This is a genomic window from Pseudomonas sp. RW3S2 (assembly GCF_014268955.1).
GTDB classification, from domain to species: Bacteria; Pseudomonadota; Gammaproteobacteria; order Pseudomonadales; family Pseudomonadaceae; genus Aquipseudomonas; species Aquipseudomonas wayambapalatensis.
Map to the genome: position 1 here is coordinate 264,289 of NZ_JABWRM010000002.1, position 15,319 is coordinate 279,607.

Below are 15,319 nucleotides of genomic sequence, written 5' to 3' on the forward strand. Positions count from 1 at the left end.
CCGCCCCCATAAGGGGCGGTGCGGCACGCAGGCCTTTGGAACGGATGAACGAGCATTTATGGACAAGAGCAGATTTCGCAAGATAAGCCTGGGCTGCGCCCTGGCGCTGGTGGCCGGGATCACGCTGTACGCGATACAGGCCCCGGCCACGCCGCCGCGCTACATCACTGCCACGGTCGAGCGTGGTGACATCGAGAACGCGGTGCTGGCCACTGGTGTGCTCGAGGGCATCCGCCAGGTGGATGTCGGGGCGCAGGTTTCCGGGCAGTTGCGCTCGCTGAAGGTCAAGCTGGGCGACAAGGTGACCAAGGGCCAGTGGCTCGCCGAGATCGATCCGCTGGTGCTGCGCAACACGCTGCGCCAGGCCCAGGTCGATGAAGAAAAGCTGCAGGCCGAGCGGCGCTCGACCCTGGCCCGGGTCAACCAGACCCGTCGGGTCTACGAGCGTTACAGCGCCTTGCAGGACGACGAGTCGATCTCGCGCCAGGACTTCGAGAACGCCGAGTCCGAATACCAGGTGCAGCAGGCCACCCTGCACTCGCTGGACGCGCAGATCAAGAGTGCCCAGGTGCAGATCGACACGGCCAAGGTCAACCTCGACTACACCCGTATCAGCGCGCCCATCGACGGCGATGTGGTGGGCATCGTCACCCAGGAAGGGCAAACCGTGATCGCCCAGCAACTGGCGCCGGTGATCCTCAAACTGGCCGACCTGGACACCATGACGGTCAAGGCTCAGGTCTCCGAAGCCGACGTGATCCATATCAGCCCCGGCCAGCAGGTGTACTTCACCATCCTCGGCGAAGACAAGCGCTACTACGCGACCTTGCGCGGCACGGAACCGGCGCCGCAGAACTACCTGGAGAGCACCGACAAGAGTGGCGCTGGCGCGCCGAAGCAGAACACCGCGGTGTTCTACAACGCCTTGTTCGAAGTGCCCAACCCTGACCACCGCCTGCGCATCTCCATGACCGCCCAGGTGCGCATCGTGCTGGCCACCGCCGAGGCGGTGCTCAGTGTGCCGGTGGCGGCGCTTGGGCCGCGCAGTGGTGACGGCAGCTTCCCGGTGCGGGTGGTCGACGCCAAGGGCTTTGCCCAGGTGCGCCAGGTGCAGGCCGGGATCAACAACAATGTCAGGGTCGAGATCAGGCAGGGGCTGGACGAGGGCGACCGGGTCGTAATTGGCGAGCCCATCGGCGACGCGGCGGGGGCATGAGCATGAACATGAACGTCGAGCTGGCCTCGCAGCGCACCACCGCCGTCGAAACCGGCCAGCCGCTGCTGCGCCTGGAGGGGGTGAGCCGCAGTTTCATGGCGGGAGATCGCGAGTTTCTTGCCCTGCGCCATATCGATCTGGAAATCAACGCGGGCGAGCTGGTGGCGATCATCGGCGCCTCGGGCTCGGGCAAGTCGACGCTGATGAATATCCTCGGCTGCCTGGATCATGCCAGCGCCGGTTCCTATCAGGTGGGTGGCCAGGAAACCCGCGACATGGACGATGAGGCGCTGGCAGCGCTGCGCCGTGACCATTTCGGCTTCATCTTCCAGCGTTATCACCTGCTGCCGCATCTGGACGCCCTGCGCAATGTCGAGATCCCGGCGGTGTATGCCGGTACGCCCCAGGCGCAGCGTCACGAGCGGGCCCAGGAACTGCTCAAGCGCCTGGGCCTGGCCGGGCACCTGACGCATCGCCCCAGCCAACTGTCGGGCGGTCAGCAGCAGCGGGTGAGTATCTGCCGGGCCTTGATGAACGGCGGCGAGGTGATCCTCGCGGACGAGCCTACCGGCGCCCTCGACACGGCCAGCGGCAAGGAAGTGATGGCCATCCTGCTGGAGCTGCACGCAGCCGGGCACACCGTGATCCTGGTGACCCACGACCCCAAGGTCGCAGCCCATGCCGAGCGCATCATCGAGGTCAGCGACGGGCAGATCGTCAGCGATCAGCGCAACACGCCGCAGGCCTCGCCCGATGCGGCCATCCCCGAGCCGCAACGCAAGGCCCGTCCGCCACGGCGCCTGGTGGCCAGCCTGGGCTTGTTCCGTGAAGCGTTCAACATGGCCTGGATCGCATTGATCTCGCACCGCATGCGCACGTTGCTGACCATGCTCGGGATCGTCATCGGCATCACCTCGGTGGTGTCGATCTCGGCGATCGGCGAGGGCGCCAAAGGCTACGTGCTCAAGGATATCCAGGCGATCGGCAGCAACACCATCGACATCTATTCAGGCAGCAACTTCGGTGACAGTCGGGCCAAGGCCATCGAGACCCTGGTGCTGGCCGACGTCACTGCGCTCAACCAACTGTATTACGTCGACAGTGCAACGCCGGTGATCGGCCGCAGCATGCTGGTGCGCTACCGCAACCTGGACCTCGACGTACAGCTCAATGGCGTCAGCGAACGCTACTTCCAGGTGCGCAACATCAACCTGTCTGCCGGCATCGCCTTCAGCGAAAGCGATGCCCGGCGCCAAGCGCAAGTGGTGGTGATCGACCACAACACGCGCTTGCGGCTGTTCGGCGAGGGGGGCGATCCGCTCGGGCAGGTGATCCTGATCGGCAATCTGCCGTGCACGGTGATCGGCGTGACCACCGAGAACAAGAACCTGTTCGCCGCCAGCAACGCGCTGAACGTCTGGGTGCCCTACGAAACTGCTGCCGGGCGCCTGCTGGGGCAGCGTCACCTGGATAGCATCAGCGTGCGAATCAAGGACGGCATGCCCAGCAAGCGGGTAGAAGAGGAGGTCAACAGCTTGATGCTGCAGCGCCACGGCACCAAGGACTTTTTCACCAACAACCTCGACAGCATCATGCAGACGGTGCAGAAAACCAGCCGTTCGCTGACCCTGCTGCTGTCGTTGATCGCGGTGATTTCATTGGTGGTGGGTGGTATCGGGGTGATGAACATCATGCTGGTGTCGGTCACCGAACGTACCCGTGAGATCGGCATCCGCATGGCCGTCGGTGCCCGGCAGTCGGACATTCGCCAGCAGTTCCTGGTGGAGGCGGTGATGGTCTGCCTGTTCGGCGGGCTGGTGGGGATCGCGTTGTCGTATGGGATTGGCTACCTGTTCACACTGTTCGTCAAACAGTGGGAGATGGTGTTCTCGCCCGCCTCGATTGCCACCGCGTTCGCCTGTTCGACGTTGATCGGCATCGTGTTCGGGTTTGTGCCCGCACGAAACGCCGCACGGCTGGACCCGATCGAAGCCTTGGCGCGGGATTGAACTGACGTGTCGCTGACGCACGGCTTTGGTCAGCGACACGTTCAATGGGGCGTTAATCGAGGACTTTGAACATTATTGGTTCCTGGCTCGAAAACACGTTGCCTACCCCACGGATTTCATTGCCGTTCAAAAACATGTGCTTGAATGCCACCACACCCGAAAGTACGAACCTGCCGTCACCGTTAAACGTCAGGTCCGCGTTGCCCGCCCAACTGAATCGATAGATCATCGCCACGAGGGGGTCAGGGGATGTACCGAGCTGCATGTCACCGGTCAAGCCGACGAGGATACGGTTCTTCGCATCGACGGCGATATGTGGTGAGGAAATATACACCGCGTTTTTTACCGCATCGTTCCTATTCGTGAATGTACTGTCACGTTCTCCTGACAAGAGGTAAGCGTCCAACTTCAGCAGCGGCTCAGATTGGTGGTCATTCTTTTTTGTGTGTGTTAATGGGTCCATAGAAGCGATCAGGATTCGCTCTTGATGTACGTGCATGCAGCTATTTTTATAAGCAAGACCCGGCATTTCAACGTAGCCGGAATCGTTGAATGTCTTGTCGAGCATTCCCGAGTCAGTGAACTTCGTCAGGTAAGCCTGTTGTTCTCTGTAGGCCAGCATGATAAATCCACCGCCCTCGAAGAAATGGACATCGACCGGCTCCCATGGCTTGCCTTCCAGGGGCTGCAGCGGGAGAACCGACAGCAGCTTCCCTGTGTCTTGAGCAAATTTGGAAATCCAACTTTTGAACGGTGGATCCTCATACTCGTGGTAGCTACTGGATACTGACCACAGCGCGCCATTGATGAGTTGGGCCTCTCCACTGTTCACATCGTAGACGTGTTTTTCTGGTGTTTCGGTATGTCCGGCGGCGGGCGCTTCAGACTTGCGCGGCGCGCGGCGATCGGGGCTGTTCTTGGCCAGGTCTGCTGGTTTGATTGTCGTAATACCATTTTCGCCGAATCCTTCCTGCGGTTTCAGATTTGTCTCGAAACAACCAACGGCTGAAGTGTGGACGATGGGATCGTGCTCTTCGGATGGCCAGCGTATATCCGGCACGTAACAGGCTATCCGGTCGAGTTGGTTGTATTTGAGTCGGAAGAAATAGTTGGTATTCTGTTGGTTTTCATCGGGCAGGATGACGTGTTCCAGATGGGTCCGTTTGCCGTCTTGATTGAAGCTGGCCAGGTAGTTCTCTTTCTTCTCGTGAGTCTGGATAACATGCACGCTCCCGCCATCTTGCAGGCCCGCAGAGTCGATGATTTCAAAACCGCGATCCTCATCGAGTGGACGCAACTCCACGATGCCCCCAACTCCGAAATTCGGGTCCAGTTGCCCTGCTTTATCGCCGGTATTATCTGTCGTTTTCATGAGGCTTACTCTCGTTGGCTGGTAAGTGGTAGGAACTATTCACGGTACTGGCAAGAGTCTGCGGTACGCAGGGTGCTGCAGAAGCCGGTCAGTCGTGCAGCTTGAGCACCCTTTCCAAGAAGTACGGGCCGCTGGTAGGGAACAGCGTCAGGATGTGTATGCCGTGCTCACTGGCCAACACCTTGTTCGCCGTCCTGTAGTCAGGGCCACCGTCAAAGAGGCCCTCGTTGCCGAAGGCGCTGTCGAACTCTCCCGACCGTGTCAGGCGATACACATGCAAACGGCCGACGTTGATGGCGGTGAGCAGGGCGCCACCGAGCAAAATGCGACCCTGATCATCGATGTGAAGCTCGCCCAGGGCCAGGCCATGGCCGTCGCTGCCGAGCATCAGGGGGTGGCCGCTATTGAAGGTCGTGTCGTTCGTACCGGACTCGGTCAGTACGAACACTGTCGTGGGTTGTTGGAGCTGGAATTCCACGCCCCGGGACACAGCGATCCGACCGTTCCTTGCGAACATGCCGAGGCGCATGCTTGCTTCAAAGGCGAACAGTTCCCGCTGACCCTGGTCATCATTGAAGCGTTCATCGGCGATGGCGTGTCGGTCGTAACGCCTCACGATGACTCGCTTGGTGGCGTTCTCTGCTAGCACCAGGAAACTACCGTCGGCGAAGAAGTGCGCACGCAAGACCCGCAACGAAAAACCAGCCTTGTCGGTCAGTGGCAACATGCCGAGATCACGCGCCTCGCCGAGCTCAGGTGCCAGCTCGCCAGTCACGGGGTTGAAGACCGCCAACCAGCTTTCAGTGTGCTCGTCGTTCCCGTCGCCGAGGGTGTAGGGGAAGATGGCTCGCAACAAGCCGTTCGCTAATACCGGTGGGCGCTCCTCGGACGACAGAAGCGCGTTCGTCGAGCGCTTGATCCGATGCTTTTTGGGGGCACCTACGTCACCCTTCTGCCAACCTTCGCCCGGGTCTGGTAAAGCATGACCGTTATCGCCAAAAGACGTTACCGGTTGGAAGCTTTCATCAAAACGGCTGATACCGACGAAGTTCAGATAGCGTTCGATTTCGGCATCGAAATAGGTGGGCACGCCAACGGCGAAATAGGTCTGCTGGCCATTGATCGTGGCGCCGACAAGCCCTTTGAAGTCCAGTGCCTCATCGGGCAGATTCGCAGCGTCTACGACCACATGGCCGATGCTTTCGTCCCAGTGGCCATCGGCGTTGAGCCGGGTGAGCAATCCTGGGCTGGAGTCTGCGGGGTTACGGCCGAATACCACCAGCCTCCCCTTGGCGTCGAGGGTTGATGGCCCGACCTGGAGAGAGGCCATGTCCGGGTTGTAGGGAGGCTCGGGCGGAACATTGGCCACTCCTTGCGTGCCGTAGGCGTGGTCAGGCGTGCCGGAAGACTGCACAGACATGCTGATGAGCTCCACCGTGTGAGGGTGGCTAGAAACTAACGCAGTCGATGTGGCACTCCAACTGGCAAAAATGATAGGTGGGGTACTGCGCCACATCGGCGGCGGGGATTGAATACCCCGGCTGCGGATGGCTTAGAGGGGTATCGATGGATGGGCGCCATACATCCAGCGCATCAACGAATGCCGCCCGCTGATCCCCAGCTTGATCGCCGCGCGACGCAGGTAGCTTTCCACCGTATTGACCTTCAACTGCAGGCGTTCGGCCTGCTGCGGTGCAGTGTGACCGGCCAGCAGGCCCAGGCAGACCTGCATTTCCCGTTCTGACAGTGCAAGGCCAGTCTGGCCCAGGCGCTCGCGGAAACGCTCCTGCAGGCTATCGCTCTGTCGTTCGCTGATGCTGGGCTGCAAGGCATCCAGGTGCTTTTGCAACATGGGCAGCAGCAGCGGCGAGATATCCTGCAGGCAGTCGCGCTCGCGCGGCGAGAAGCTGGCGCGATCAGCGCGCAGGACGTGCAATTCGTAGTGATAATCGGCAGTGCGGCGCACCAGATGCAGACGGGCTGGGTCCAGAAGCTCGTCGCAGGCGGGTTCGCCGGTGCTGAACACGGTTTCACTGAGCAGGGTGGTGCTGTCGTGCAAACCGGGTGAGGCCAGGCGCACCTGGCGGATATGCGTAGCATCGATGCTCAGGTGAGTCTGGATCAGGTCATGCAGCAGGCGCGGGAATTGGCGGCTGCCGGTGCTGGCTATGACTTTGCCGATCTGCGGAAAGAGCAGGTGAGAATTCATCGTATCGTCCATGAGTAGCGGTAATCCGAAAGTCGCGATATGGCTTTTGGCCATTATTTGGGCGCGACTGCTTGCTATCCTAGTACAACGATTCAGCTCCCGCTTGATGAAATGGTCATAACCCCATGCCCGAAAGTGAGGTGCTTGTGCGCCTGCGCCGCTGGGCTGGGGTATCATGGCCGCCTTTTTCCTACGAGGCCCGCCCCATGTCCCTGAACGCTGAGCAGATCACAGAATTCCGTGCTTTTGCCGAGCAATTGGCCGATGCCGCTGCCTTGGCGATCCAGCCGTATTTTCGCGCGAGCCTGGAGGTCGAGGACAAAGGCGGGCGCCTGTACGATCCGGTGACCGTGGCTGACAAGGCCGCCGAAGACGCCATGCGTGCGCTGATCCAGGCGCGGTATCCGGCGCATGGCATCCTGGGCGAGGAGCAGGGCGTGGCACAGGGCAGCAGCCCGTTGACCTGGGTGCTGGACCCGATCGATGGCACCCGGGCCTTCATCACCGGCTTGCCGCTGTGGGGCACGCTGATTGCCCTGAACGATGGCGAGCAGCCGGTGGTGGGGGTGATGAATCAGCCCTTTACCGGCGAGCGTTTCGTCGGCACGCCCGAGGGCGCCTGGCGTAGCGGTACACCGCTGAAAACCCGCGCCTGTGGGGCGCTCGAGGCGGCCACGCTGATGTGCACCACGCCGGACATGTTCGACACTCCGGCGCGCAAGGCGGCATTCGAGCATGTGGCGGGGCGGGCGCGACTGATGCGTTATGGGGGCGACTGCTACGCCTATTGCATGCTGGCGTCGGGGTTTGTCGATGTGATCGTCGAGGCGAGCCTGCAACCCTACGACGTGCAGGCACTGATGCCGATCATCCAAGGGGCGGGCGGTGTGATCACGGCGTGGGATGGCAGCTCGGCGCAGAACGGTGGCTGCATCGTGGCCTGCGGCGATCCAGCGCTTCATACACAGGTCGTGGAGATGTTGCGCGCAGCGATGTAACGCTCAGTCGCGGTAGAACACCTGCACCAGGTGATAACCGAACTTGGTCTTGATCGGCCCATGCACCACGCGCAGGGCCTTCTTGAAGATCACCTGGTCGATGGCGCCGACCAGCTGGCCAGGACGCACCTCGCCCAGGTCGCCACCGCGCTTGCCCGATGGACAGGTCGAGAACTTCTTCGCCAGCACGTCGAACGCCTCGCCCTTGGCCAGGCGTTGCTTGAGTTGTTCGGCCTCATCGGCGGTCTTGACCAGGATATGGCGCGCTTGTGCTTTCATGGGACACCTGTGCTTCGGGCAAAAAAGGGCGCCATTATGCCTGATCGCGCAGCTCGGCGCGGTCACGGAAATACGCCAGCGCCTCGGGGTTGGCCAGGGCATCGGTGTTCTTCACCGCCAGCCCGTGCACCACGTTGCGCACCGCCAGCTCCACCAGCTTGCCGCTGGCGGTGCGCGGGATGTCTGGCACCTGGGCAATCACCGCTGGCACATGGCGCGGTGTGGTGTATTGGCGGATCACCTGGCGGATGCGCTGACACAGGGCGTCGTCCAGTTGCAGGCCCTCGCGCAGACGCACGAACAACACCACACGCACGTCGCCTTGCCAGTCCTGGCCGATGGCGATGCTCTCGAGCACCTCCTCGATTTTCTCCACCTGGCGATAGATCTCCGCCGTACCGATGCGCACGCCGCCGGGGTTGAGCACCGCGTCGGAGCGACCGTGGATCACCAGGCCGCCGCTGCTGGTTTCTTCGGCATAGTCACCCTGTGCCCAGACGCCGGGAAACAGGCTGAAGTAAGCCTCGTGATAACGACTGCCGTCGGTATCGCCCCAGAAACCCAGCGGCATCGACGGAAAATGGCGGGTACAGACCAGCTCGCCTTTCTCGCCCACCACCGCCTGGCGTTGTTCGTTCCACACCTGCACGGCCATGCCCAGGCCCCGGCATTGCATTTCCCCGCGCCGTATTGGCAGGGTCGGGTTACCCAGCACGAAGCATGAGACGATGTCGGTACCGCCGGACATCGACACCAGGCGCACATCACGCTTGATCTGACGGTAGACGTAGTCGTAGCTGTGCGGCGACAGCGGCGAACCGGTGGACAGCAACAGGCGCAGGCTGTCGAGGCGGTGGCTGCGTATCGGCACCAGGCCTTGCTGTTCCAGCGTGGCCAGGTACTTGGCGCTGGTGCCGAACACCTGGATGCCTTCGGCGTCGATCAGGTCGAGTAGGCGCTCGGGGCCGGGGTGCAGCGGTGAGCCGTCGTACAGCACCAGGGTGGCACCGACCGCCAGGCCGCTGGCCAACCAGTTCCACATCATCCAGCCACAGGTGGTGTAGTAGAACAGCACGTCGTCGGCCTTCAGGTCGTTGTGCAGGCCGTGTTCCTTCAAATGCTGCAGCAGTACGCCTCCTGCTCCGTGGACGATGCATTTGGGCACGCCGGTGGTGCCGCTGGAATAGAGGACGTACAGCGGATGGTCGAAGGGCAGGGCAGCAAACTCAGGTTCGCCACCGGCCTGAAAGAAGTCCTGCCAGAGGCTGACCCTGGGTGCGACGAACTCATCGGTGCGCGTCTGCTCGCGGGTGTAGGGCACGACCAGCAGGTGCTCCAGCGCTGGTAACCGGGCGCAGACCTGATTGATCTTCTCGACCTGGTCGATCACCTTGCCGGCATAGTGATAACCCGCACAGACGATCAGCAGTTTCGGCGCGATCTGGCCAAAGCGGTCGATGATGCCGTGCAGCCCGAACTCGGGGGACGAGGTGGACCAGATCGCCCCCAGGCTGGCGCTGGCGAGCATGGCCACCAGGGTTTGCCAGGTGTTGGGCATGACCGCGGCGATACGATCGCCTGGCTGGATGCCGGCGGCCTTGAACGCGCGTTGCAGGCCGGCGACCTCGGCGGCGAGCTGCCGGTGGGTGAGCACCTGACGTGTACCGTCCTCGCGCACGGCGATCAGCGCCGGGTGCGTGTCGCGTCGACGCAACAGGTGTTCGGCATAGTTGAGCGTGCCATCTGCGAACCAGCGCGCGTCCGGCATCTGCGGGCCTTCGCTGAGCACCTGCGACGGCAGATTGTGCCAGCGCACTTCGAAGCACTTGCAGAGCCTCTGCCAGAACGCTTCGCGCTGCTCGATGCTCCAGCGGTGCAGGTCTGCGTAGTTGGCGAGCTGCAGGCCAAGGTCCTGGTTCACCTGTCGGCGGAAGTGGTCCATTCGGCTGGCCTGGACCTGTGCGGGGCTGGGACGCCACAGTACTTCGCTCATGCGAGCCTCCTCGGTCGGTGGGGAATCGACACGGCCTGCTAGTTGAACTCTAGCCCTTACTGCGCCAACCAGCCGCCGTCCACGTTCCACGCGGCACCACGTACCTGGCTGCCGGCCTCGCTGCACAGAAACAGTGCCAGCTCGCCCAGGTGCTCGGGGGTGACGAAGGCCAGCGAGGGCTGCTTCTCGGCCAGCAGGTCATGCTGGGCCTGCCGAGGGTCGCCGCCTGCCGCTGCGCGGTCGTCGATCTGCTTCTGCACCAGTGGGGTCAGCACCCACCCGGGGCAGATGGCATTGCAGGTGACGTTGCTGGTCGCGGTTTCCAGCGCCACCACCTTGGTCAACCCGATCACCCCGTGCTTGGCCGCCACGTAGGCAGCCTTGCCGGTGGAGCCTACCAGGCCGTGCACCGAGGCAATGTTGATGATCCGCCCCCAGCCGCGTTCGCGCATCCCCGGCAGGGCCAGGCGAGTGCCGTGGAACACGGCCGAGAGGTTCAAGGCGATGATCTTGTCCCAGCTCTGTACCGGGAAGGTCTCCACCGGCGCGACGTGCTGGATGCCGGCGTTGTTGACGAGGATGTCGACGCCGCCGAACTCGCGCTCGGCCAGGGCGAACAGGGCCTCGATCTGCGTCACCTCGGACAGGTCTGCCGGATGGTGGGCGACCTCCACGCCGTGGCGGGCGATCTCGGCGAGCGCCGGTTGCGGATCGCCGAAGCCGTTGAGCAGGATGTTGGCACCTGCCTTGGCCAGTACCTGGGCGATGCCCAGACCGATGCCGCTGGTGGATCCGGTGATGAGTGCCGTCTTGCCGTCTAGAGTCATGTGCCGCTCCTTACACGATGCCGATAGCGTTCAAACGATCAGTGTGTCTTTCAGTCGAGGGCCGAATCAGCGCCGCGGGTCGAATGCCTCCCGCAGCGCATCGCCGATGAATACCAGCAGCGACAGGATCACCGCCAGCGCGAAGAATGCGGTGAAGCCCAGCCAGGGGGCTTGCAGGTGCTGCTTGCCCTGGGTGACCAGCTCACCCAACGACGCGGTGCCGGCCGGCATGCCGAAGCCGAGGAAGTCCAGCGCTGTCAGGGTGGTGATGGCACCGGTCAGCATGAACGGAATGTAGGTCAGTGTGGCGTTCATGGCATTGGGCAGGATATGCCGCAGCATCACCTGGGTGTCCGGCAGGCCCAGTGCACGGGCGGCCTTGACGTACTCAAGGTTACGCCCACGCAGGAATTCGGCGCGCACCACGTCGACCAGGGTGAGCCAGGAGAACAGCGCCATGATCCCCAGCAACCACCAGAAATTCGGCTCGACGAAGCCGGACAGGATGATCAGCAGATACAGCACCGGCAACCCCGACCATACCTCCAGCAGGCGCTGGCCGAGCAGATCGACCCAGCCACCGTGGTAGCCCTGCAGTGCGCCGGCGGCAACACCGATCAGCACACTGACCAGGGTCAGGGCGAAGGCGAACAGCAAGGAAATGCGTGTGCCATACAGCACCCGTGCGAGCACGTCGCGGCCCTGGTCGTCGGTACCCAGCCAATTGCTGGCACTGGGCGGGCTTGGGGTGGGCACCTGCAGGTCGTAGTTGGGCGTGTCGGCACTGAAGGGGATGGGGGCGAACAGCATCCAGCCGCCCTGGCCTTCAATCAACTGGCGCACATAGGCGCTGCGGTAGTCGGGCTGGAACGGCAGTTCACCGCCGAACTGCTGCTCGGTGTAGCGCTTGAGCGCCGGGGTGTACAGCTCGCCCTTGTACGACAGCAGCAACGGCTTGTCGTTGGCCACCAGCTCTGCGCCCAGGCTCAGCAGCAGGATGGCAGCGAACAGCCATAGCGACACCCAGCCCAGGCGGTTATGGCGAAAACGCTGCAGGCGGCGCCGGGCGATGGGTGAGAGCATCAGTGCGCCCTCGTGTCGAAGTCGATGCGTGGGTCGAGCAAGGTGTACGACAGGTCGCCAATCAGGCGGATCAGCAAGCCTGCCAGGGTGAAGATGAACAGGGTGCCGAACACGACCGGGTAATCCCGCGAGACGGCCGCTTCATAGCTCATGCGCCCCAGGCCGTCGAGCGAGAAGATCACCTCGATCAGCAATGAACCGGCGAAGAATACCGTGATCAACGCCTGCGGCACCCCAGCCACCACCAGCAGCATGGCATTGCGCAACACATGGCCGTACAGCACCCGGCGTTGGCTCAAGCCCTTGGCCCGGGCGGTGACCACATACTGGCGCGAGATCTCGTCGAGGAAGGCGTTCTTGGTCAGCAGGGTGAGGGTGGCAAAGCCGCCGATCACCAAGGCACCGACCGGTAGCACCAGGTGCCAGAAATAATCGGCGACCTTGCCCAGCAGGCTCAACTGGTCGAAGTCCTCCGAGACCAGCCCGCGCACCGGGAACCAGTTCAAGGACGTGCCGCCGGCGAACAGCACGATCAGCAGCAGGGCGAAGAGGAACGAGGGCAGCGCGTAGCCGACCACGATCAGCGCGCTGCTCCAGGCATCGAAACGGCTGCCGTGGCGCACGGCCTTGCGGATACCCAACGGGATCGAGACCAGGTAGGTGATCAGCGTCGCCCAGAAGCCCAGCGACAGGGTAACGGGCAACTTGTCGAGAATCAGGTCGGTAACCTTGGCGCCACGGAAGAAGCTCTGGCCAAAATCGAGCCGGGCGTACTGGCCGAGCATCAGCCACAGGCGCTCCGGGGCGCTCTTGTCGAAGCCGTACTGGCGCTTGATCTCCTCGATCAGCTTGGGGTCAAGCCCACGACTGGCGCGGGACTCGCCCTGCATCACTTCGACCCGGGCGCCTGGGGCGCCGCCGCCGATGCCTTGCAGGCGCGCCACCGCCTGCTCCACAGGGCCGCCGGGAGCCGCCTGGACGATGGCGAAGTTCACCAGCAGGATCGCCAGCAGAGTCGGAATGATCAGCAGCAGGCGCCGCAGGATATAGGCGGTCATGGTGCAACCTTGGAGCGTTCAGCCATCTGCTGATTGGTCAGCGCCGTTGGGCTGAGTTCCCACCAGGTATCCAGGCCTTCGTCGTAGGCGGCCTGCACCTTGGGCAGGCCGAAGCGGTTCCACCAGACGGTCGAGCTGCCGGGCGGGTAATAGTTTGGAATCCAGTAGTAGTTCCACTGCAGCACGCGGTCCAGGGCGTGGGCGTGGCGCAGCATGTCGGCCTGGTTCGAGGCGCGTACCAGGCCGTCGAGCAGGTGGTCCACCGCCGGGTCCTTGAGCACCATGAGGTTGTTCGAGCCAGGGTCGTTGGCGGCGGCTGAGCCGAAGTAGTTGTACTGCTCCGAGCCGGGTGACAGCGTGACCGGGTAACCGGTGACGACCATGTCGTAGTCGCGCGCCATCAGCCGGTTGATGTATTGGGCCGAGTCGACATTGCGGATGTTCAGCTCGATGCCGATTTGCGCCAGGTTGCGTTTCCAGGGCAAGAGCAAGCGCTCCAGGCCCGATTGCCCGTTGAGGAAAGTGAAGCTCAGCGGCGTGCCTTCGGCGTTTACCAGGCGATCACCCTCAGGGCGCCAGCCGGCGGCCTGGAGCAACTCCAACGCCTGCAACTGCTGCTTGCGGATGATGCCCGAACCATCGGTCACTGGTGCCGTGAACACCTGGGTGAAGACTTCGTCGGGGATCTGGCCGCGTAGCGGCTCGAGCAGTTTCAGTTCCTCGGTGTCGGGCAACTCGCGCGCCGCGAGCGGGGTGTTGGAGTACAGGCTTTGCTGGCGGATGTACAGGTTGCGCATCATCTGCCGGTTGCTCCACTCGAAGTCCCAGAGCATCGCCAGCGCCTGGCGCACACGGCGGTCGCGGAACACCGGCTTGTCGAGGTTGAACACGAAGCCCTGGGCGTTCTGTGGCTTGGCAGGGCCCAGGTGGGCGCGCTGCAGGCGGCCGTCGTCGAGCTGGGCGCCGTCGTAGCCCAGGGTGTAGGCGGTGGCGGAGAACTCGCGGTTGTAATCGTATCCGCCGCCCTTGAGTACCTGGCGGGCAACCTCGGTGTCGCCGAAGTACTCGACGCGCAAGCGCTGGAAGTTGAAGCGCCCGCGGTTGACCGGCAGGTCCTTGGCCCACCAGTCGGGGTCGCGCTCGAAGGTGATGCTGCGGCCGTTGTCGATCCGGCTGATGCGGTAGGGGCCGCTGCCTACCGGTTTTTCGAACCCGGCGCCGTTGGCGAAGTCGCGTGTCTGCCAGTCGTGCTCCGGCAGTACCGGCAGGCTTGCCAGGTCCAGCGCGAGGGTGCGTCCGTGGGGTTGCTTGAAATCGAAGCGCACGCTGCGCGGGCCTTCCACGGTGACCCCGGCAACCTCGGCGAACTGCGTGCGGTATTTGAGGCTGCCCTTGCTCATCAGCAGCTCGAAAGTGAAGCGCACATCTTCGGCGCGCACCGGCTTGCCGTCGGCGAAGGTGGCACGCGGGTCGATCTCGAAACGCAGCCAGGCGTCGTCCGGGCCACGCTCCATCCGGTGGGCGATCAAGCCATAGACCGTGTACGGCTCATCGAACGAGCGTACCGCCAGCGGGGCATACAACCAGCCATCGACCTCGCTGACACCGGTGCCCTTGTCGATATACGGCAGGATATGGTCGAACTGGCCGATCTCGATGGCCGAGCGCCGCAAGCTGCCGCCCTTGGGGGCGTGCGGGTTGACGTAGTCGAAGTGCGTGAAGTTCGCGGGGTAGCGCGGGGCTTCGCCGTAGACGGTGAGGGCGTGGGAGGGGGCGGCCTGGAGGGTCAATGCCAGGCATGACAGCAAGCATCCCACCAACAGACGGCCCAGCCCCCTGCAAGAGCGAGCTTGCCCCGCGATGAGGCGCGGCGAGACATGGGGGGATACTGAACGGGCCCTGTCGCGGGACAAGCCCGCTCCTACAAGGGCACTGCAGGGGCGGGCGAACAAGACCGAATCAGTCCTGGCGGCTGGTCACTTCCAGCAGGTGGTAGCCGAACTGGGTCTTGACCGGGCCTTGCACAGTGTTGACTGGCGCGCTGAACACCACGGTGTCGAATTCCTTGACCATCTGGCCTGGGCCGAAGGAACCCAGGTCACCGCCCTGGCGGCTGGACGGGCAGGTGGAGTTGGCCTTGGCGATTTCGCCGAAGTCGGCACCGGCTTCAATCTGAGCCTTGAGTTCGTTGCACTTCTCTTCGCTGCTGACGAGGATGTGGCGGGCGGTGGCACGTGCCATGGGAACTACTCCTTGATGTGAAACGGCAAGCCTA

General features: G+C 63.1%; 13 protein-coding genes. 3 read left to right on the plus strand and 10 right to left on the minus strand.

Translation table 11 applies throughout. The annotated features are described in order from the left end of the window. Nucleotides 1-58 precede the first annotated feature (58 nt). Together macA and HU748_RS03985 are read left to right on the plus strand one after the other, a co-directional pair. Nucleotides 59-1,216: a macrolide transporter subunit MacA gene (gene macA, locus HU748_RS03980; RefSeq protein WP_186719294.1), complete on the plus strand. Its 1,158-nt coding sequence runs from the start codon at nucleotides 59-61 to the stop codon at nucleotides 1,214-1,216. A gap of 2 nt (nucleotides 1,217-1,218) precedes the next feature. Then, entirely contained in the window at nucleotides 1,219-3,225 is a 2,007-nt protein-coding gene (locus HU748_RS03985; RefSeq protein WP_186719296.1) for a MacB family efflux pump subunit, read from the plus strand. A 52-nt stretch (nucleotides 3,226-3,277) separates the two neighbouring features. Here HU748_RS03985 and HU748_RS03990 read toward each other — a convergent pair whose 3' ends face one another. From HU748_RS03990 to HU748_RS04000, 3 genes are all read right to left on the minus strand, one after another. Further along, nucleotides 3,278-4,597 carry a hypothetical protein gene (locus HU748_RS03990; protein ID WP_186719298.1) on the minus strand — a complete coding sequence of 440 codons (1,320 nt, stop codon included), beginning with the start codon at nucleotides 4,595-4,597 and terminating at the stop codon, nucleotides 3,278-3,280. 88 nt (nucleotides 4,598-4,685) lie between these two features. Then, a complete protein-coding gene (locus HU748_RS03995) occupies nucleotides 4,686-6,017 on the minus strand; it encodes a hypothetical protein (RefSeq protein ID WP_186719300.1) in 1,332 nt (443 codons plus the stop codon). Between the two features lie 132 nt (nucleotides 6,018-6,149). Continuing rightward, nucleotides 6,150-6,806 carry a LuxR family transcriptional regulator gene (locus HU748_RS04000; RefSeq protein WP_186711607.1) on the minus strand — a complete coding sequence of 219 codons (657 nt, stop codon included), beginning with the start codon at nucleotides 6,804-6,806 and terminating at the stop codon, nucleotides 6,150-6,152. A gap of 206 nt (nucleotides 6,807-7,012) precedes the next feature. On the opposite strand from HU748_RS04000, the gene hisN reads away from it, so the two are divergent. Further along, complete coding sequence (hisN, locus tag HU748_RS04005) at nucleotides 7,013-7,804, plus strand: histidinol-phosphatase (RefSeq protein ID WP_186719302.1); 792 nt, start codon at nucleotides 7,013-7,015, stop codon at nucleotides 7,802-7,804. A 3-nt stretch (nucleotides 7,805-7,807) separates the two neighbouring features. Here the strand turns inward: hisN and HU748_RS04010 are convergent, their stop codons facing one another. From HU748_RS04010 to HU748_RS04040, 7 genes are all read right to left on the minus strand, one after another. Next, a complete protein-coding gene (locus HU748_RS04010) occupies nucleotides 7,808-8,083 on the minus strand; it encodes a peptidylprolyl isomerase (protein ID WP_054890650.1) in 276 nt (91 codons plus the stop codon). Nucleotides 8,084-8,117: 34 nt separating this feature from the next. Beyond that, a complete protein-coding gene (locus HU748_RS04015) occupies nucleotides 8,118-10,076 on the minus strand; it encodes an acetoacetate--CoA ligase (RefSeq protein ID WP_186719304.1) in 1,959 nt (652 codons plus the stop codon). A 56-nt stretch (nucleotides 10,077-10,132) separates the two neighbouring features. Further along, nucleotides 10,133-10,903: a 3-hydroxybutyrate dehydrogenase gene (gene hbdH / locus HU748_RS04020; protein ID WP_186719306.1), complete on the minus strand. Its 771-nt coding sequence runs from the start codon at nucleotides 10,901-10,903 to the stop codon at nucleotides 10,133-10,135. 66 nt (nucleotides 10,904-10,969) lie between these two features. Next, complete coding sequence (locus tag HU748_RS04025; RefSeq protein WP_186664874.1) at nucleotides 10,970-11,986, minus strand: ABC transporter permease; 1,017 nt, start codon at nucleotides 11,984-11,986, stop codon at nucleotides 10,970-10,972. Next, nucleotides 11,986-13,044 (minus strand): microcin C ABC transporter permease YejB, encoded by a 1,059-nt coding sequence (locus HU748_RS04030; protein WP_186664871.1) that lies wholly within the window; start codon nucleotides 13,042-13,044, stop codon nucleotides 11,986-11,988. The genes HU748_RS04025 and HU748_RS04030 overlap by 1 nt, the downstream gene beginning before the upstream one ends. Beyond that, complete coding sequence (locus HU748_RS04035) at nucleotides 13,041-14,840, minus strand: extracellular solute-binding protein (protein ID WP_186719555.1); 1,800 nt, start codon at nucleotides 14,838-14,840, stop codon at nucleotides 13,041-13,043. Before HU748_RS04035 ends, HU748_RS04030 begins: the two co-directional genes overlap by 4 nt. A 163-nt stretch (nucleotides 14,841-15,003) precedes the next feature. Beyond that, on the minus strand, nucleotides 15,004-15,285 hold the full coding sequence (locus HU748_RS04040) for a peptidylprolyl isomerase (RefSeq protein ID WP_054890645.1): 282 nt from the start codon (nucleotides 15,283-15,285) through the stop codon (nucleotides 15,004-15,006). Nucleotides 15,286-15,319 lie beyond the last annotated feature (34 nt).

Bases quoted from the DNA above. Each gene is read 5' to 3' on its own strand.
- HU748_RS04000 (WP_186711607.1), bottom strand. From the start codon at position 6,806: ATGAATTCTCACCTGCTCTTTCCGCAGATCGGCAAAGTCATAGCCAGC.
- hbdH (WP_186719306.1), bottom strand. From the start codon at position 10,903: ATGACTCTAGACGGCAAGACGGCACTCATCACCGGATCCACCAGCGGC.
- HU748_RS04040 (WP_054890645.1), bottom strand. From the start codon at position 15,285: ATGGCACGTGCCACCGCCCGCCACATCCTCGTCAGCAGCGAAGAGAAG.
- HU748_RS03985 (WP_186719296.1), top strand. From the start codon at position 1,219: ATGAACATGAACGTCGAGCTGGCCTCGCAGCGCACCACCGCCGTCGAA.
- macA (WP_186719294.1), top strand. From the start codon at position 59: ATGGACAAGAGCAGATTTCGCAAGATAAGCCTGGGCTGCGCCCTGGCG.
- HU748_RS04030 (WP_186664871.1), bottom strand. From the start codon at position 13,044: ATGACCGCCTATATCCTGCGGCGCCTGCTGCTGATCATTCCGACTCTG.
- HU748_RS04010 (WP_054890650.1), bottom strand. From the start codon at position 8,083: ATGAAAGCACAAGCGCGCCATATCCTGGTCAAGACCGCCGATGAGGCC.
- HU748_RS03990 (WP_186719298.1), bottom strand. From the start codon at position 4,597: ATGAAAACGACAGATAATACCGGCGATAAAGCAGGGCAACTGGACCCG.
- HU748_RS03995 (WP_186719300.1), bottom strand. From the start codon at position 6,017: ATGTCTGTGCAGTCTTCCGGCACGCCTGACCACGCCTACGGCACGCAA.
- HU748_RS04025 (WP_186664874.1), bottom strand. From the start codon at position 11,986: ATGCTCTCACCCATCGCCCGGCGCCGCCTGCAGCGTTTTCGCCATAAC.
- HU748_RS04015 (WP_186719304.1), bottom strand. From the start codon at position 10,076: ATGAGCGAAGTACTGTGGCGTCCCAGCCCCGCACAGGTCCAGGCCAGC.
- hisN (WP_186719302.1), top strand. From the start codon at position 7,013: ATGTCCCTGAACGCTGAGCAGATCACAGAATTCCGTGCTTTTGCCGAG.